Genomic DNA, 17,084 nt, shown 5'->3' on the forward strand with positions numbered 1-17,084 from the left:
CCATTGAGAGATCCGATCCGGTTAATGTTCTTGTCATGCTGCTGTCATTCCAGCGTGTAAAAATTACACGGCCTTCCAATATCAAGATTAATCGTCAAATAATTGAATTTCACCGAACTTCGTAGGAAATATATATGATAATTTTTAAACAAAAATCAAAAATAATTCTGCCAATGCTTTTGACCATCTCATTGGTAGTACCGGCTGCAAATGCAACACCCGTACTGCTTGGTATCGGTAATCTCTCAGGTGCCGGAAGTGATTTGTCAGGTTTGACAGATACACTTGAAAGTGGAACTTCGGCTAACCTGCTTGGCGGAATGGGTTCCGGTTTTGCGTATGCTGGCAACAATACGTTCCTGGCATTGCCGGATAGGGGGCCGAATGCTCTCGCCTATGCCGGAGGGAGTGCCGTGGATAACACGACATCCTATATTTCCCGTTTTCATACGATTAGCTTAAGCTATTCGGCAGGCGCCACTCTACCGCTCACAGTTACAACTACTTTAAACAGCACTACTTTACTTGCAAGCACCACGCCTCTGACTTATGCAGCGGGCGCCGCACCTTCCTTAAATACAGCAACGCTAAATTATTTCAGCGGACGTTCGGATAATTTTGGAGCTGGCAATTCACTCAACCCCAATAACGGGCGCCTCGATCCGGAAGGAATCCGTGTTTCAAACGACGGCAAAAGTGTGTTTATCTCCGATGAATATGGTCCTTATGTTTACCAATTCGACCGTCAAACTGGCGAGCGTATCAATTCCTTCGCTTTGCCGGGCAATTTAGCTGTTGCTAACCTAAGTTCAAATGGTGCTTCAGAGATCAGTGGCAACGCTACTGGCCGGGTTGCCAACAAAGGTATGGAAGGGCTGGCTATTTCTCCGGATGGCACAACGCTATTCGGTTTCATGCAAAGCCCGTTGTTGCAGGATGGCGGTGACGGCGGACGAGCCAACCGCATCGTTTCGATAAATATTGTTACCGGTGAAACGCACGAATTCGCGTACGACAACCAGATTGGCACTAAAAATTACAATAGCAGTGAGATACTTGCCATTAATAATCATGAATTCTTAGTTCTCGAACGGGATGGCAAGGGATTGGGCGACGGTTCAAAAGCAGCGATCAAACAATTATGGAAGGTAGATTTGAATGGCGCTGCCGACATAACCGGAATGAGCGGTGAAGCAAATCTGTTGAACAATCAGGGACACCCGGCTAAGAGTTTGTTCCTTGATATTAGGGCATTGTTAAATGCGAATGGAATTACTGATGCGAATATCCCGGCCAAATTGGAGGGCGCTGCTTTTGGCGATGATGTAGTGGTTGGCGCGGAAACTTATCACACGCTCATATTGACGAATGATAATGATTTTTCAGCCATTGCAGGTGATAATCAGTTTTTCGTGATTGGTTTCAAGGATGCGGATCTCGGAGGATCTGTTTTTCTTCCTCAAGCCGTAGCAGCAATTCCAGAATCGGAGACTTATGCAATGTTGCTCGCTGGATTGGGTTTATTGGGATTCATGGCGCGTGATAGAAAGTTATCTTCAATATAATTTAGGTTTTTACCTATAACAAAGCGGGGGGTTTAGGCCCCCATTTTGTTATCTTGGATAAAGGCGGGATTCTTTTCCCTCGAAATTTCTGCAAAGACCGTGCAAGCTAATTGCCACACCACAGATTGTGGCAGCCAATTTCCGATTAACGGGCATTGGTAGAAAGTTGCGCTCTTAAATTTTAAGCGGTTTTTAAATTCGATGGATTTTTCCAGTCAGGAATGACCAATCTATTACTGAAAATCATGATTTCAGAATCTTTCGGGTGATTCCGTACATTGTTGCAGATATTATAGATAATAGCCGGATAACCTTTGTACATCTCCATGATTCCGGGATTATTAGGATATGAAACCATCCAGTGCTGCAAGACATTTTTCTTGATCAATTCTGCCAAGCTCGCTCGGTTATTTTGAAAATCGCGATCTTTTTGAAGACATCGTTCTCCAGTTTGGTAGGGGACATCAAAATAAATAAGTGTTTTATCCGGCAGTGCCGGTAATACCGTTTTAATTAAGTCAGTAGCATCTTGGTTATATAGACGAATCAATGAACGGTGCAGCGCAACCCACTCAATTCCGCGAATCAAATTCAGCTTATTAAAGCGGGCATCAAACTTCCAGTGACTGCTGTGGCTTTTTTCATCAGTAACATCTCCATGTAGAATTCCTAACCGATTAATCCGATTTAGAAAGAAGATCGAGAAGCCGACTTCGAGTGCGCTATGGTTTTCGGGAAAACTCAGGATATCTTGTTGCCGCCGCCATTCTTCCGTTGTTATTTTAATATCGTGAATAGCTTTACAAAACTCTTCAGGTTGATTGATGACGCTGTGCCAAAAAGCATATATCGCAGGATTTGCATCGTTCAAATGAACACGAGATACGTAACCTTGCGTGAGTAAATTCAGTGCGATCCCCGCGCTTCCGGCATAGGGCTCAACATAATGTCCGCCTAGCAGATCATTTTGCGCGAAAATTATTTTAAAAAAGCTAAGTATATTGCTTCTTCCCTTGGGATAACGTAGCGGGGTATTGAACTTCATAGCGCACTCCATCGTGAATTTGATGTGATGCTAATAATAAGCTCACATGCAAAATTGAAATCATATTTTTATTATACATTCGCGATGAAAAATAATGTGTAATCAGTAATTTGTAACATTCCTGTAACAAAACTTTTCCGGGCTTTGTGGCATCACATTGTTGAATAATCGGGAATTGTTGGAAATATGTTAAAAAGGCGGCAAATCTGAAGCACTGCATGCGTATGCCAGCTTACTGAATGAACTTGAAGAGTTACGTAGTGAATTGCACTATATCTAACTATTCGTTTACTTGTCTCAATCCACCAGGTCTAACCGGCGTGGCGTCATCTCCAAGTCAATTCGCTAAGCAAGGGTTCGGTCATCGGTGAAACATAGCAATCAACTGGCGATTGAGAAACCGGATACCGAATTGCTATTGCTGAATCAATCATGGATCCGGCGGGTCCCTAATTTTTCAACAACCGTTGCAAATTAACATCACGCAGCAGTGCAATCTTAACTTCCTGATAGCAATTAATCTTAAGCAAAAAGTTATCGATTTTTTGCTGCCATAATAAAAAATCCGTAAAATTTTTCTGCACAAAAAATAATTTGTGTTGTACCATTGGTGCCATAGCATTCTCCATCAACCACTAGATATAGTGGTTCTATTCAAATAATGCTATTCCATTGAATCAACAGAAATTTGTATTTTTCTTTGATGAATCATCAGTCAGGAGGAATCACCGATGCAGCTCGCGACAGAACAAACTCACCACAAACCTGTTTCCGGAAGTCAAAGTTTTATGGATACACCCGTACAAAATTCCCGTTTTTCCCAGCACAAAATTATCCGCCGCAACGGTGCGGTGGTGGCGTTTGAGCCGGGCAAGATTTCGGTGGCGTTGACCAAGGCGTTTATTGCCGTCGATGGCGGGCAGGGCGCGGCGTCGGTGCGGGTGCGCGAAGTCGTGGCCAGCCTGACCGAAGAAGTGGTCAATGCCTTGCTGCGCCGTCAGCCGGATAGCGGCACGTTTCATATCGAGGATATTCAGGATCAGGTCGAGCTGGCATTGATGCGCTCTGGCCAGCACGATGTGGCGCGCGCTTATGTGTTGTACCGCGAGGACCGCGCACGCGAACGCGCCAAGCTGAAGCAGAAATCGGCCGCTGAGACAGCTGCGGAAACACTCTATGTGGTGGATAACGGGCAACGGGTGCCGCTGGATGTGGCCAAATTATCCGCGTTGATCGAATCGTCCTGCGCCGGTTTGGGCAATACCGTCGACCCCGCGCTGATTCTGAAAGCCACCGTCAAGGACTTGTACGACGGCGTGTCGCTCGATGAAGTCAATAAATCGTTGGTGCTGTCGGCGCGCGTGCTGATCGAGAAAGACCCGGCGTACAGTTATGTCACCGCGCGTTTGTTGCTGAACAACGTGCGTCACGAAGTGCTGGGCGAGGAAGTGTCGCAACAGGCGATGCAGGCGCACTATAAAGATTATTTCCCGGTATTCATCAAACGCGGCATCGAAGCCGAGCTGCTCGATCCGCGCCTGGCGCAATTCGATCTGAAGCGTTTATCCGACGCGCTCGACGCCGAACGCGATTTGCAATTCGATTATCTCGGCTTGCAAACGCTGTACGACCGTTATTTCCTGCATATCAAGGAACGCCGCATCGAGCTGCCGCAAGCGTTCTTCATGCGCGTGGCGATGGGTCTGGCGTTGAACGAGATCGACCGTGAAGCGCGCGCCATCGAGTTTTATCACGTGCTGTCGAGCTTCGATTTCATGAGCTCGACACCGACGCTGTTCAATTCCGGCACCTGCCGCTCGCAATTGTCGTCGTGCTACCTGACCACGGTACCGGACGATCTCGATGGCATTTACGAAGCGATCAAAGAAAACGCATTATTGGCGAAATACGCCGGCGGATTGGGCAACGATTGGACGCCGGTACGTGCCATGGGTGCGCGCATCAAGGGCACCAACGGCAAATCGCAAGGCGTGGTGCCGTTCCTGAAAGTGGTGTCCGATACCGCCGTGGCGGTTAATCAAGGTGGCAAGCGCAAGGGCGCGGTGTGCGCGTACCTGGAATGCTGGCATCTGGATATCGAGGAGTTTCTGGAACTGCGTAAAAACACCGGCGACGACCGCCGCCGCACGCATGATATGAACACCGCCACATGGATTCCCGATCTGTTTATGAAACGCGTCATGGAAGGTGGCGACTGGACCTTGTTCTCGCCTTCCGATGTACCCGATTTGCACGAGAAATTCGGTCAGCAATTCGAGCAAGCGTATCTCGGTTACGAAGCCAAAATCGAGCGCGGCGAACTGGAGCTGTACAAAAAGATTCCCGCCGTGCAACTGTGGCGCAAGATGTTGAGCATGCTGTTTGAAACCGGTCATCCGTGGATTACCTTTAAAGATCCGTGCAACGTGCGTTCGCCGCAGAATCATATCGGCGTGGTGCACAGCTCCAACTTGTGCACGGAAATCACGTTGAACACCAACGACAAGGAAATCGCCGTGTGCAATCTCGGTTCGGTCAATCTGGTCGCGCATCTGAAAGACGGCGCGCTCGATCTGGACAAACTGAAGCGCACGATCCAAGTGGCCATGCGCATGCTCGATAACGTCATCGACATCAATTTCTACGCCGTGGCCAAAGCGCGCAACGCCAATCTGAAGCACCGCCCGGTCGGACTCGGCATCATGGGATTCCAGGATTGCCTGCATCAACTGGGCATTCCGTACAGCTCGCAAGAAGCGGTGGAATTCGCCGACCGTTCGATGGAAGCGGTAGCGTATCAGGCTTACTGGGCATCGACCGAATTGGCGCAAGAGCGCGGCTGCTACAGCAGCTACAAAGGCAGCCTGTGGGATCGCGGCATTCTGCCGCACGACACGCTGGAAGTGCTGCGTCAGGAACGCGGCGGCTTCGTCGAAGCGGATTTCTCCGCCACGCTGGATTGGGACGCATTGCGCGCGCGCATCAAGCAGTACGGCATGCGCAATTCCAACTGCCTGGCGATTGCGCCGACGGCGACAATTTCCAACATCGTCGGCGTTTCCGCCAGTATCGAACCGACCTATCAGAATCTGTACGTCAAATCGAACTTGTCGGGCGAATTCACCATCGCCAACAAATCGCTGGTCAACGATCTGAAAAAACTCAATCTGTGGGACGAAGTGATGATTTCGGATTTGAAATACTTCGACGGCGCGATCAGTAAAATCGACCGCATTCCGGACCATATCCGTGCCTTGTACGCCACTGCGTTTGAAATGGATCCGCTCTGGCTGATCGAAGCGGGCGCGCGGCGGCAGAAATGGATCGACCAATCGCAATCGCTGAATATTTACATGGGCGGCGTATCCGGTAAAAAACTGGATGAAACGTACAAACTGGCGTGGTTGCGCGGCTTAAAAACCACGTACTACCTGCGTTCGATGGGTGCGACCGCAGCGGAGAAATCCACGGTGCGCGCCGGTTCGCTGAATGCCGTGCCTGCCGACGGCGGTGTGGTGAAAGCTGCGGTGGAAGTGTCGACGGTTGAGATCAAGTACTGCGCCATTGACGACGAGAGCTGCGAGTCCTGCCAGTAAGTAACAACAAGGGAACGCTGAATTAATCGATGTTTCGCCAGTAATCGAAACACAAAGATAATTGAAATATAAAGGAATTCATTATGCTGACATTTGACGACGAACCGCTGCAACCCGAAGTACCGCCCGTTAACGCCATGCCGAGCACTGCGCTGCACGATTTTGAATTGCCGCTGATCACACCGGCGCGGGATGACCGGGATCACAGCACTGCCAGCCGCCAGGCGGCGGATGACGTGGCGGGCAGCGCCAACCGCCGCATCTCAGTCGAGGACAAATCAATCATCAACTGCAAAGCGGATGTCAATCAACTGGTGCCGTTCAAGTACAAATGGGCGTGGGATAAATACCTCGGTGCTTGCGCCAACCACTGGATGCCGCAGGAAATCAGCATGAGCCGCGATATCGCGCTGTGGAAAGACCCGAATGGATTGACCGAGGACGAACGCCGTCTGGTCAAGCGCAATCTGGGTTTCTTTGTCACCGCCGATTCGCTGGCGGCGAACAACATCGTGCTCGGCACCTACCGCCACATCACCAACCCGGAATGCCGCCAGTACCTGCTGCGCCAGGCGTTCGAGGAAGCGATTCATACCCATGCGTATCAGTACATCGTCGAATCATTGGGCTTGGACGAAGGCGAAATCTTCAACGCCTACCACGAAGTATCGTCGATCCGCGACAAGGACGAGTTTCTGATTCCGTTCATCGATACGCTGACCAATCCGCACTTCAAGACCGGCACATTGGAAACCGATCAGCAACTGCTGAAAAGCCTGATCGTGTTCGCCTGCATCATGGAAGGACTGTTTTTCTATGTCGGCTTCACGCAAATTCTGGCGTTGGGGCGGCAAAACAAAATGACCGGCGCAGCGGAACAATACCAATACATCCTGCGCGACGAATCGATGCATTGTAATTTTGGCATCGACGTGATCAACCAGATCAAAATGGAAAATCCGCAGCTGTGGACCAAAGCGTTCCGCGATGAAATCGGCGCGCTGATGCAAAAAGCCGTGGCGCTGGAATACCGCTACGCCGAAGACACCATGCCGCGCGGCGTGCTCGGCATGAACGCGCCGATGTTCAAGGAATACCTGCGCTACATCGCCAACCGCCGTTGCCAGCAAATTGGTTTGGACGCGCTGTACCCGAACGCCAACAACCCGTTCCCGTGGATGTCGGAAATGATCGATTTGAAGAAAGAAAAGAATTTCTTTGAAACGCGGGTTACTGAGTATCAGACGGGCGGGGCGTTGAGTTGGGATTGAGGGTTGCATAGTCGAATCAGCTATGCGACATTTTTTGTGGATATATTTCGTCAGTGATAGGGGGCGTGCATGTCGTCAGATTCTGATAAGGATAAGTGCGAAGTCTGTTCTGATCAGATGGCTACGTTTATTCCATCTGGTGGGTTTGATGGCATCCATCAGAATTGTCCTAGGTGTGGGGAGTTTAAAATATCGGGAACAGCATGCTCATTAATACGTCAGCCACATGGAAAAGATAAACGAGCTAAGCTTTCAGGGTGGGTTAGAGCCCAGAATCGAAATGGTACAGTTCCACTGATTACATCTGAAACTTTACAGAAGGTTTCGGAATCTCCTCTTCCCTCAATAGTCGAAAGAGCTTACGGCATTCTGATTGAAGCAGAAGCAGGAATGAAAGGCCTTGGTGAAAGCTTCAATATACTTGAGCCCCGATTCTTAGCCGCATCGTATTCATCAAATAAGCAGGACCTTCACTTTCTTCTCAGCATGTTGAAGGAACAGCGGTTGGCTGAAGGCAAGACTCTCGCTGGCGGTTGTGAAATTCTTCCTGGGGGGTATATGCGGCTAGAAGAGTTGAAGCGTAAATCCTCAAGTTCAACGAAAGGTTTTGTGGCCATGTCATTTCAGGTAGACCTGAATGACGTATATTCGAACGGCTTTCAACTCGCCTTAGTCAATTCTGGTTATGAGCCAACGAGAATGGATAAAGTTGAGCATATAAATCGAATAGATGACGAGATTATAAATCAGATAAACACATCGAAGTTCGTGGTGGCTGATTTTACAGGACATCGAAGTGGCGTTTACTTCGAAGCCGGATATGCTATGGGCATTGGTCTACCGATATTTTGGACTTGTAGAAAGGATGAGATGTCGGATCTACATTTCGATATCCGGCAATTCAATTGTATTGATTGGGATACTACAGAGGATTTGGCACAGAGACTTCAATCCAGAATTGAGTCTATCCTAGGCCGAGGGCCTAGGTAAGTTCGTAGGTTGGGGTGAGGCACGAACCCCAACATCAACAAAGTCGCCAATCGTTGGGCTTCATTTCATTCAACCCAACCTACGGGTTGTTGTCATTGAAGATAACGCAGCACTTGCTGCAGAATTTCAAGAAATAAAGTTTCACAAAGATCTGAATCCTTATATTTTTGTTAAAATACTTATTTTAGGCTTATAATAAGTGTGAATGACATTGACTGGAAACCCAAAGCCTTAAGCAGATTGAGAAAATCAAGGCTGCCGCCGTGCGCAAAAGAATTTTTACTGAAGTCCAGTCGCTGGCTCACTTTCCAGATTGCCAAGGTGTCAAGAAACTCGCCAATCATGCGTATGGCTACCGGCTGCGGGTTGGTGATTATCGGGTATTTTTCGAGTTTGACGGCAGCGTGCATGTTATTCCATTTCTAAATCAAACATGAGTTTGTCAGCTATCCTTGTCGTATTAATTATACTGTCCTTCGGATAGCTTTCGCGTCATGTCTGATTTAGAAACGGAATTATTGATATTGAGGAGGTGAAAAAACGCGATGAGCGCACTTATTAATTACCAAACCATCCTGGATAGCAACGGAAAACCGGCTTTTGTCGTCGTGCCTTATGCCGAGTTTGTCAAACTTCCCGGCGTAGTACGCCCGGGCATGATTCCCAACGAGGTTGTTGGTAAGCGAATCATGAATGAAGTCAGTATGCTCGCCGCCTGGCGCGAATACCTGATGCTGACGCAAGAGGAAATGGCTAAACGCATGGGGATTACGCAAGCCGGTTACGCGCAGATCGAAGCTGCCAAACGCCCGCGTAAGGCAACACTTGAGAAAGCCGCAGCGGCTATGGGTATTACCTTGGATCAACTCGCGTATTGAAGGGCGCGTTTGGAGCTCGTAGCTTGTAGGTTGGGGTGAGGCACGAACCCCAACATCAACAAAGTCGCCAATCGTTGGGTTTCATTTCATTCAACCCAATCTACGGGTTGTTGCCACTGAAAATGAGGCGATGTTCGGCAGGAAATAAAAGGATGGTTTCTTCGGGGTATTTTTGTCGTATATGTTACGTTGATCACTAAGGGAAACGATATGATGGAACATGGTAATGGCTTCATTGATTCGGCTGAATTGACTAAGTGGATCAAGTGGTTCTTGTATCTCCAAGTCGGAATCAGCGTCATTGCATTGATTTCAGGAGTGCTTGAATATCAGTTACTCAATGATTTTAAAGATGGTGTCTACGCATATCAGGATGAGGCTATTGCCGCAGCTGAGGAGAGCGATTCTCGGCAACAAGTTATTTCAATAATTCAATTATTAATCCTTTTTGTGTCAGGTTTTTTGATACTGAAATGGATATACCGTGCTAACTTTAATGCGCGCCAGCTTGGTGCTTCCGGAATGAGGTTTACACCCGGGTGGTCGATTGGTTGGTATTTTTTGCCAGTTGTATGTCTATGGAAGCCATACCAAGCAATGAAGGAAATATGGAAAGCAAGTAGCAATCCACAAGACTGGAGAAGCCAACCTGTTCCATCGATTTTGCCATGGTGGTGGTTTTTTTGGATCGTTTCGAATTTGCTCGGATACGCATCATTTCGTATAGCACTAAATGCAGAGCAGATTAACGAATTGATTGTAGCAAATGTCACTTTACTGTTTTCTAACATAACCGGAATACCTTTAAGTCTTATTTTGTTGGCAATAGTGAACAAAGTTTATGAAATGCAAGTTTCTCATTTTGGTAAGGTAACTACCCATGCAAACCCGTGAAGAACGCGACACCATGGGCGTGGTCGAGGTGCCCGCCACAGCCCTGTGGGGCGCGCAAACGCAGCGTTCGTTGCAGAATTTCAAGATTTCCAGCGAACGCATGCCGGTGGCGTTGATTCATGCGCTGGCCCGGGTCAAGCGCGCCGCGGCCAAGGTCAATCACGATTTGGGATTGCTCAATGCCGCCAGCGCGGCGGCGATTATCGAAGCGGCCGACGAGGTGATTGCAGGGCATTTTGATGATCAATTTCCGCTGGTGGTGTGGCAAACCGGTTCCGGCACGCAGACCAACATGAACGTGAACGAGGTGCTGGCGAACCGGGCTTCGGAAATTCTCGGCGGCGGGCGCGGCGCGGATCGCAAAGTGCATCCCAACGATGACGTCAACAAAGGGCAATCGTCCAACGACGTGTTTCCCACCGCGATGCATGTGGCTGCCGTGCAGGAATTGCAGCATCACTTGATTCCGGCCATCGGGGTATTACGCGAAACCTTGGCGGCTAAGGCGCAAGCATTCGAAGCTATCGTCAAAATTGGCCGCACGCATTTGCAAGATGCGACGCCGTTGACGCTGGGGCAGGAATTTTCCGGCTATGTGGCGCAATTGGATCACGGTTTGCGACATGTGCAAGCATCGATGGGGCATGTGTGCGAGCTGGCGCTCGGTGGCACGGCGGTCGGCACGGGACTCAATGCGCATCCGGAATTCGCCGCACGTGTGGCGGCGGAATTGTCGCGGCTGAGCGGACTGCCTTTTATCACCGCGCCGAACAAGTTTGAAGCGCTGGCCAGTAACGATGCCTTGGTGCACGCGCACGGCGCATTGAAAACACTGGCCGCGTCGTTGATGAAAATCGCCAACGATATCCGCTGGCTGGCATCCGGGCCGCGTTGCGGCATCGGCGAATTGCGCATTCCCGAGAACGAGCCGGGCAGTTCGATCATGCCGGGCAAGGTTAATCCGACGCAATCGGAAGCAATGACGATGGTGTGCTGCCAAGTGATGGGCAACGATGTGGCGATCAACATGGGCGGTGCACTGGGGAATTTCGAGCTGAACGTGATGAAACCGCTGATCATTCACAATTTCCTGCAAAGCGTGCGCTTGCTGGCGGACGCGATGGCGAGTTTCAACGACCATTGCGCCACCGGTATCGAAGCCAATGTCGAACGCATCGATGCGCTGATGCACAATTCCTTGATGCTCGTGACCGCGCTCAATCCGCATATCGGCTACGACAAGGCCGCCGAAATCGCCAAAAAAGCGCACCGCGAGGGCACGACATTGAAGGCCGCCGCGCTGGCCACCGGTTATCTGACAGCGGAGCAGTTCGATGCCTGGGTGGTGCCGGAGAAGATGGTCGGCAAATAGCCACATAATGACAGCGCCCTTCAATTCATTCGAACCCGTAACGCGCCGTGAACGCTTTGCGTGGTGCATGTACGATTTTGCCAATTCCGGCTATACCACGGTCATTCTGACCGCCATTTTCAATGCTTATTTTGTCGGTGTGATCGCCGCTGGGATCGGCAACGGCTCCGCGACGCTGCTGTGGACGCTGACCATGGCGACGGCCAATGCGCTGGTGTTGTTGAGCGCGCCGGTGGTGGGCGCGATTGCCGATTATTCCGGCGCGAAAAAACGCTTTCTGACGGTCACCACGATCGGTTGCGTGGTGTTTACTGCGCTGCTGTATTTTGCCGGGCCGGGTGATGTCGCGCTGGCGATGGGGCTGGTGATACTGGCCACGTTCATGTTTGCCAGCGGCGAGAACCTGATCGCGGCTTTTCTGCCGGAAATCAGCACGCCGCAAACGATCGGACGGCTTTCCGGCTACGGCTGGGCGTTGGGGTATTTGGGCGGTTTATTGACGTTGGCGGTGTGTCTCGGCTATGTCACGTACGCGGAACAGCAGGGTATCGAAGCCGCGCAGTATGTGCCGGTGACCAATCTGATCGTGGCGGTATTGTTTGCCCTTGCCGCGCTGCCGACGTTGTTGTGGTTGCGCGAGCGCGCTACGGTGGTGGAATCGTTTGATAGCACCCACATCGTGCGGCAAGGGTTCAGCCGGTTGCGCGCCACGCTGCGCCAAGCCCGTTTGCACATCGATCTGTTTCGTTTCTTGGTGGCGTTGACTACGTATTATGCCGGTATTCACATCGTGATCGTGCTGGCGGCGGTGTATGCGCAAGAAGTGATGGGGTTCAAAACGCAGGATACGATTATTCTGATCATGGTCGTGAATGTGACCGCGGCCATCGGCGCTTTTCTGTTCGGTCATTTGCAGGATCGCATCGGCTCGAAACGTTGCATTGCGGTGACGCTGCTCATCTGGATCGCGGCGATTGGTTGCGCGTACTTTGCGGTCGATGCGTTTCTATTCTGGGTTGCCGCCAATTTGATCGGTACCGCGCTCGGCGGCGCGCAATCGGCGGGCAGAGCGCTGGTCGGGCAATTCACTCCGGCCGGACGGCAAGGCGAGTTCTTCGGTTTATGGGGATTGGCGACAAAATTGTCGGCGATTATCGGTCCGCTCACGTATGGCGCAATGGTTTATGTGTTTGCCGGGGATCACCGTATCGCGTTACTCAGCACGCTGGTGTTTTTTGTTCTCGGCCTAGCACTGCTGGCCAGTGTTGACGAGAAAAGAGGGCGTGAAGCGGCTACCATTGAGTACTAAAGGAATTTCTGGGGTGGTCGTACGAGGGGATTTTTTGAAGGCTCCTGTAGGAGCAATGTAGATCCTACAGGGTATTACTCAACAACAATGAAACAGTAAAACGGATGAATAGTTAAAAATTAACTATTATTTACCTGGAAGCTCGTTACGACCTTCAGCTGGTTTACCTTCATGCGTGGTGCCATAATTGTCTGAACTTGCGCTTTCCGGTGCTGTAGGTTTGCCACATGCGACTAACGATAATGCTAAAAGTGTTACAACAAAAAATACTGAAAATTTCATTTGTGGCTTTTCCCTAAAATTAATAAATATATCTCTTTCATTTTTGTCACAGTAAAACTATAACACGTTACGAAGAATAATCACTGATAAATTGCGATTTTAGTGCATTAAATACTCGCGAGATGACCTTGCGGGTGATATTGGCCTGTTGCCAGCCGGATTTACAGGATATTGATTAGCATTCTGATGCCCAAACCATAGAGCAAAACCACAAAGATTGTCCTGAGCGTGGCGGTTTTGGTGGAATGCGTAAGCTTCGCTCCGAGCGGCGCTGTCAACATGCTGGCCGATACCAGCCAGGCTAATGCGGGTAAATAAACATAGCCTAAGCTGAAATCGGGCAGCGTTTCCGAGTGTAAGAAACCATTCACGATGTAACCGGCCGTACCGGCCAATGCGATAGGGAAGCCGATCGCCGCCGCGGTGCCGATGGCATGCTGCAATTTGATTTTGCATAATGTCAGGAATGGCACCGACAACAATCCACCGCCGATTGCAACCAAGCTGGATAGAGCACCGATGACATTACCGGCGAGAAACAGGCCGAATCTCCCGGGGAGTTGAAACATCGGGCTGGGACGGAATTGCAGCAGCATTTGCGTGGCGGCGTAAAAAATGAAAATGACAAAAATAACGCTCAGCAGTTGACCGGTCATCGATCCGGCCAGGGTTGCGCCGCCGAAAGTACCGAGAAAAATCCCTGGGGTAATATGCTTTACGATAGGCCAGTTCACCGCGCCATGCTGATGGTGTGTGCGTAAACTGACGGCGGAAGTGAAAATGATCGTGGCCATCGTGGTGCCCAGCGCAAAATGGATGATGCGGTCGGCGGGAAAATCCTGCGCGGTGAATAGTGAAATGAGCACGGGAACGATAATCAGGCCGCCGCCAATGCCGAGTAAACCGGCAAAAAATCCCACAAACGCTCCGGTTAGCAGATAAATCAACCACCATTCCATAATGTAAGCCTGATAAAAAGAATTGGATTGTGTTACAGATATCGCAAAATAAATTGCCATTCGGCCGGATCGACCGGTGTGATCGATAAACGGTTACCGGTTTGCAGCACGCGCATTCTGCTCAGTTGCGGATATTGCCTTAATTCCCTGATCGGGATTAGGCGCGTTCTGTGCAGCAGCATGATGTCGACATTAAACCAGCGCGGATTGTCTTGCGTCGCTTTAGGATCGAAATACTTGCTGGCCGGATTAAATTGCGTGGCATCCGGATACGCCGGTTTGCTGACAACCGCGATGCCCATGATACCGGGGTCTTTGCAGCAGGAGTGATAGAAAAATACCTGATCGCCCACTGCCATCTGGTTGCGCATGAAATTACGCGACTGATAATTACGCACGCCTTCCCAGGCTATCGTTTGATCCGGCCGTGCGGCAAAATCATCGATACTGAATTCATCCGGTTCAGATTTCATTAACCAGTAGCGCATTTTTTACATGAGTGGTGATTTTTACAGACAGCTTTGTCGTCAGTGGCTCATTATAATGGATGACTTTCCGTGAGTTTTATTTTTGATGAAAATTCTGCACGCTAACGGACAGCTTCTGTAGTATATTCCAAAACTTTTCTGCGTTCTGACGACTTACACTATGAATAATCACACACTTTCTGATATTGCGGTGGATACCTGGGTACAGGGCGGTCCGCTTGCGCTCAACGAACTGACCGGTTCGGTGGTCTTGATCGAAGTTTTCCAGGTCAATTGCCCGGGTTGTTTTATTTATTCGTTACCCCGAGCGGTTGATTTGCATGAGCGGTATCACGCGCAGGGTTTGACTGTGATCGGCTTGGCCACTGCATTTGAAGATTACGATAAGAACACGCTGGAGAATTTGCAAAAGCTAATTGCGACCGGCGAAGTGATCGGTGAAACCTATAAGGCGCTCAATCAATACGGTTTATTGTCGGATGGTAAGCTGAAGTGGAAAATACCGTTTGCGGTGGGCATGGACCGGGTTGTGGCGGAAACCGAGCCGGTGACCGATGAGCGCGTGCTGCATTATGCGCAAAATTTTTTGCCCGATTTCGACAAATTCAGCGATGAGCAGAAAAAAACCGTGTTGCAGCAAGTCCACCAGTATATGACGCAGAAATCGATGCGCGCGGAGACTTTCGAGCGCTTTGCACTGCAAGGAACGCCATCGTGTATTTTGTTCGACCGTAAAGGTGAATTGAAGGATGTGTCGTTCGGGCAAATAGACTATAAACAGGCGATGGTTGAGCATTTTCTGGCGGAGAAAGTCTAGTTTTTACGCGCGAATTGAAATGACAGGCAATCGCTGGTTGTGTTTTATTGAATTGCGTTTCAATGATGATGTTTAACCGGCAGCCAGCGTTTCTTGAAGCCAAGCCTCGAATGCCTGATGATGATTCAGGTCATATTGCCAGCAGAGGAATCCCATTTGCTGGCCTGTCGCGATATTTTGCGGCTGATCGTCAATATAAATGGTCTCGGCCGGATCTAGCTGGTATGTGTTGATCGCATAGTGATAAATGGCCGGTTCCGGTTTCAGAATACCGACTTCAAATGACAGAATTCTGTGCTCAAAGAGCGCAAACTCAGGGTAGGCGGTAAAAATCCACGGACAATGAATTGCATTGATATTCGAGATCAGAATCAGGTTGTGGTTATCAGCGGCTAGTTGACGAACGCACTGCCACATGGATGCATTGTGCGTGAAGATTTGTTGCCAAGCTTGGTAAAACCGCTCCCGTGTAACATTACTCCCCAAGATACTCAGCGCCCAATCCGCAAAACCGGCGGGATCGATTTGTCCGCTTTCCAGTGCGTTTTTACGGTGCAGCACCGAACGAATCCGTTCGTGCGCGTCAGCGGTTCCTGGTGGAATCAGCCGCGCCAGCGACGATTCAAAATCAAAATCCAGCAATACGCGGCCAATATCGAATAGGAATGTTTTCGTGCGGAGGAGAGGATTTCTACTGCCTTGCTGCATGGATGGAATTGCGTGTGTAGTCATTGCGGGAAGAAAAAACTAAAAAGGACAAGAGATGTTTTAAATATCTCTTGTCCTGCAATAGCTCCCCACATATGCCGTCAGACCGTCATCTTGAACCATAGGGTCCAAGGCGGTTGCTTCATGGATACATCAGGAACATCCTAAAAGGACGCGCACAACAGTATCACTTTAATCCACAACCATTTTCTACAAATTGGTTCAAAGAATATAAGTCTTAACGAACACCGCAGGGATTAACCTTATTTACAACTGTAACTATTAACTATGCTAACTTTCTTTATCAGTAAGAACTTCATCAACTTTCTTTCTTAATGAAACAATTCTACGCCGAAATTCATCGATGTCAAAACCAGTTCCATTACGCAGCGCCAGCAGTTCATGCGCGATCTGCAAGGCTGCGATCAATGCGATGCGATCAGAGTCAACAATTTTTCCTTCTGCTTTGATTTCTTGAATTTTTTTATCAAGATAAGCTGCAGCAAGCAGAATTTCCTCACGCTCTTCATCGGGGCAGGCAATGCAAAAATCCCGTCCCATGATATTGAGGTTTAGCGGTTCATTATTCATTATCGGGTATGTTTAACAAAAGTGTTTCAAGCCGATCCACTGTGACATGTATTTTCTCATTCAATTTCTCGCAATGCGCATGCGAGTCCGCAAGTTCTTTGCGCAGTTTTTTATTTTCAGTGCTTTTATCTTGATACAAGCGTAAAAGTTGAAAAACTTTATCTTCTAAGGATTTCAGTTCTGTTTCCATGGGGCACTAATTTATGAACTATTAAAAGGGTTAATGTGTAAGAAATCTCAGGGTTGTTTACAGAGAGGTTGATAGAAATAAGCGTTGAGTATTTCATAAGGAGTGGCATTACTCAAACTCTTATGTGGC

At 49.2% G+C, this 17,084-nt stretch carries 18 protein-coding genes and 1 other RNA gene; 10 read left to right on the forward strand and 9 right to left on the reverse strand.

Translation table 11 applies throughout. The annotated features are described in order from the left end of the window. Nucleotides 1-134 precede the first annotated feature (134 nt). On the forward strand, nucleotides 135-1,565 hold the full coding sequence (locus ABD07_RS01105; RefSeq protein WP_160816743.1) for an esterase-like activity of phytase family protein: 1,431 nt from the start codon (nucleotides 135-137) through the stop codon (nucleotides 1,563-1,565). A 181-nt stretch (nucleotides 1,566-1,746) separates the two neighbouring features. Here the strand turns inward: ABD07_RS01105 and ABD07_RS01110 are convergent, their stop codons facing one another. Together ABD07_RS01110 and ABD07_RS01115 are read right to left on the reverse strand one after the other, a co-directional pair. After that, nucleotides 1,747-2,610, reverse strand: coding sequence for a DNA adenine methylase (locus tag ABD07_RS01110; protein ID WP_160816744.1), 864 nt, complete (start codon nucleotides 2,608-2,610; stop codon nucleotides 1,747-1,749). A 449-nt stretch (nucleotides 2,611-3,059) separates the two neighbouring features. Further along, on the reverse strand, nucleotides 3,060-3,227 hold the full coding sequence (locus ABD07_RS01115) for a hypothetical protein (protein ID WP_160816745.1): 168 nt from the start codon (nucleotides 3,225-3,227) through the stop codon (nucleotides 3,060-3,062). 114 nt (nucleotides 3,228-3,341) lie between these two features. Between ABD07_RS01115 and ABD07_RS01120 the strand changes: the two genes are divergently transcribed. The 8 genes from ABD07_RS01120 to ABD07_RS01155 all read left to right on the forward strand — a co-directional run bounded on the left by ABD07_RS01120 (nucleotide 3,342) and on the right by ABD07_RS01155 (nucleotide 12,920). Next, complete coding sequence (locus ABD07_RS01120) at nucleotides 3,342-6,206, forward strand: ribonucleoside-diphosphate reductase subunit alpha (RefSeq protein WP_160816746.1); 2,865 nt, start codon at nucleotides 3,342-3,344, stop codon at nucleotides 6,204-6,206. A gap of 83 nt (nucleotides 6,207-6,289) precedes the next feature. After that, nucleotides 6,290-7,477, forward strand: a complete 1,188-nt coding sequence (locus tag ABD07_RS01125) for a ribonucleotide-diphosphate reductase subunit beta (RefSeq protein ID WP_160816747.1) — start codon at nucleotides 6,290-6,292, stop codon at nucleotides 7,475-7,477. A gap of 69 nt (nucleotides 7,478-7,546) precedes the next feature. Next, complete coding sequence (locus tag ABD07_RS01130) at nucleotides 7,547-8,467, forward strand: TIR domain-containing protein (protein ID WP_160816748.1); 921 nt, start codon at nucleotides 7,547-7,549, stop codon at nucleotides 8,465-8,467. Nucleotides 8,468-8,730: 263 nt separating this feature from the next. Beyond that, the gene (locus ABD07_RS01135) at nucleotides 8,731-8,904 is read left to right on the forward strand and encodes a type II toxin-antitoxin system RelE family toxin (protein WP_338040434.1); all 174 of its coding nucleotides are present in this window, start codon (nucleotides 8,731-8,733) and stop codon (nucleotides 8,902-8,904) included. A gap of 108 nt (nucleotides 8,905-9,012) precedes the next feature. After that, entirely contained in the window at nucleotides 9,013-9,345 is a 333-nt protein-coding gene (locus ABD07_RS01140) for a helix-turn-helix domain-containing protein (protein ID WP_013966163.1), read from the forward strand. Between the two features lie 210 nt (nucleotides 9,346-9,555). Continuing rightward, entirely contained in the window at nucleotides 9,556-10,239 is a 684-nt protein-coding gene (locus ABD07_RS01145; RefSeq protein ID WP_160816749.1) for a DUF4328 domain-containing protein, read from the forward strand. Continuing rightward, nucleotides 10,226-11,611 carry a class II fumarate hydratase gene (gene fumC, locus ABD07_RS01150; RefSeq protein ID WP_160816750.1) on the forward strand — a complete coding sequence of 462 codons (1,386 nt, stop codon included), beginning with the start codon at nucleotides 10,226-10,228 and terminating at the stop codon, nucleotides 11,609-11,611. The genes ABD07_RS01145 and fumC overlap by 14 nt, the downstream gene beginning before the upstream one ends. Before the next feature lie 7 nt (nucleotides 11,612-11,618). After that, a complete protein-coding gene (locus ABD07_RS01155) occupies nucleotides 11,619-12,920 on the forward strand; it encodes an MFS transporter (RefSeq protein ID WP_160816751.1) in 1,302 nt (433 codons plus the stop codon). Nucleotides 12,921-13,046: 126 nt separating this feature from the next. Here the strand turns inward: ABD07_RS01155 and ABD07_RS14675 are convergent, their stop codons facing one another. The 3 genes from ABD07_RS14675 to ABD07_RS01165 all read right to left on the reverse strand — a co-directional run bounded on the left by ABD07_RS14675 (nucleotide 13,047) and on the right by ABD07_RS01165 (nucleotide 14,649). Next, nucleotides 13,047-13,202: a hypothetical protein gene (locus tag ABD07_RS14675; RefSeq protein WP_164502710.1), complete on the reverse strand. Its 156-nt coding sequence runs from the start codon at nucleotides 13,200-13,202 to the stop codon at nucleotides 13,047-13,049. Nucleotides 13,203-13,363: 161 nt separating this feature from the next. After that, complete coding sequence (locus tag ABD07_RS01160) at nucleotides 13,364-14,161, reverse strand: sulfite exporter TauE/SafE family protein (protein ID WP_108698878.1); 798 nt, start codon at nucleotides 14,159-14,161, stop codon at nucleotides 13,364-13,366. A 32-nt stretch (nucleotides 14,162-14,193) separates the two neighbouring features. Then, on the reverse strand, nucleotides 14,194-14,649 hold the full coding sequence (locus ABD07_RS01165) for an EVE domain-containing protein (protein ID WP_160816752.1): 456 nt from the start codon (nucleotides 14,647-14,649) through the stop codon (nucleotides 14,194-14,196). Between the two features lie 160 nt (nucleotides 14,650-14,809). Between ABD07_RS01165 and ABD07_RS01170 the strand changes: the two genes are divergently transcribed. After that, nucleotides 14,810-15,466: a peroxiredoxin family protein gene (locus ABD07_RS01170; protein ID WP_160816753.1), complete on the forward strand. Its 657-nt coding sequence runs from the start codon at nucleotides 14,810-14,812 to the stop codon at nucleotides 15,464-15,466. 72 nt (nucleotides 15,467-15,538) lie between these two features. Here the strand turns inward: ABD07_RS01170 and ABD07_RS01175 are convergent, their stop codons facing one another. From ABD07_RS01175 to ABD07_RS01190, 4 genes are all read right to left on the reverse strand, one after another. Continuing rightward, entirely contained in the window at nucleotides 15,539-16,198 is a 660-nt protein-coding gene (locus ABD07_RS01175) for an HAD family hydrolase (RefSeq protein WP_160816754.1), read from the reverse strand. Between the two features lie 58 nt (nucleotides 16,199-16,256). Continuing rightward, nucleotides 16,257-16,434, reverse strand: a non-coding RNA gene (gene ssrS / locus ABD07_RS01180) — 6S RNA. Nucleotides 16,435-16,465: 31 nt separating this feature from the next. Beyond that, nucleotides 16,466-16,765 carry a cell division protein ZapA gene (locus ABD07_RS01185; protein WP_160816755.1) on the reverse strand — a complete coding sequence of 100 codons (300 nt, stop codon included), beginning with the start codon at nucleotides 16,763-16,765 and terminating at the stop codon, nucleotides 16,466-16,468. Continuing rightward, nucleotides 16,758-16,955 carry a hypothetical protein gene (locus tag ABD07_RS01190; protein WP_160816756.1) on the reverse strand — a complete coding sequence of 66 codons (198 nt, stop codon included), beginning with the start codon at nucleotides 16,953-16,955 and terminating at the stop codon, nucleotides 16,758-16,760. Before ABD07_RS01190 ends, ABD07_RS01185 begins: the two co-directional genes overlap by 8 nt. Between the last annotated feature and the right edge of the window lie 129 nt (nucleotides 16,956-17,084).

Origin of the sequence: Nitrosomonas oligotropha (genome assembly GCF_009833085.1) — a bacterium.
Classification (GTDB): domain Bacteria; phylum Pseudomonadota; class Gammaproteobacteria; order Burkholderiales; family Nitrosomonadaceae; genus Nitrosomonas; species Nitrosomonas oligotropha.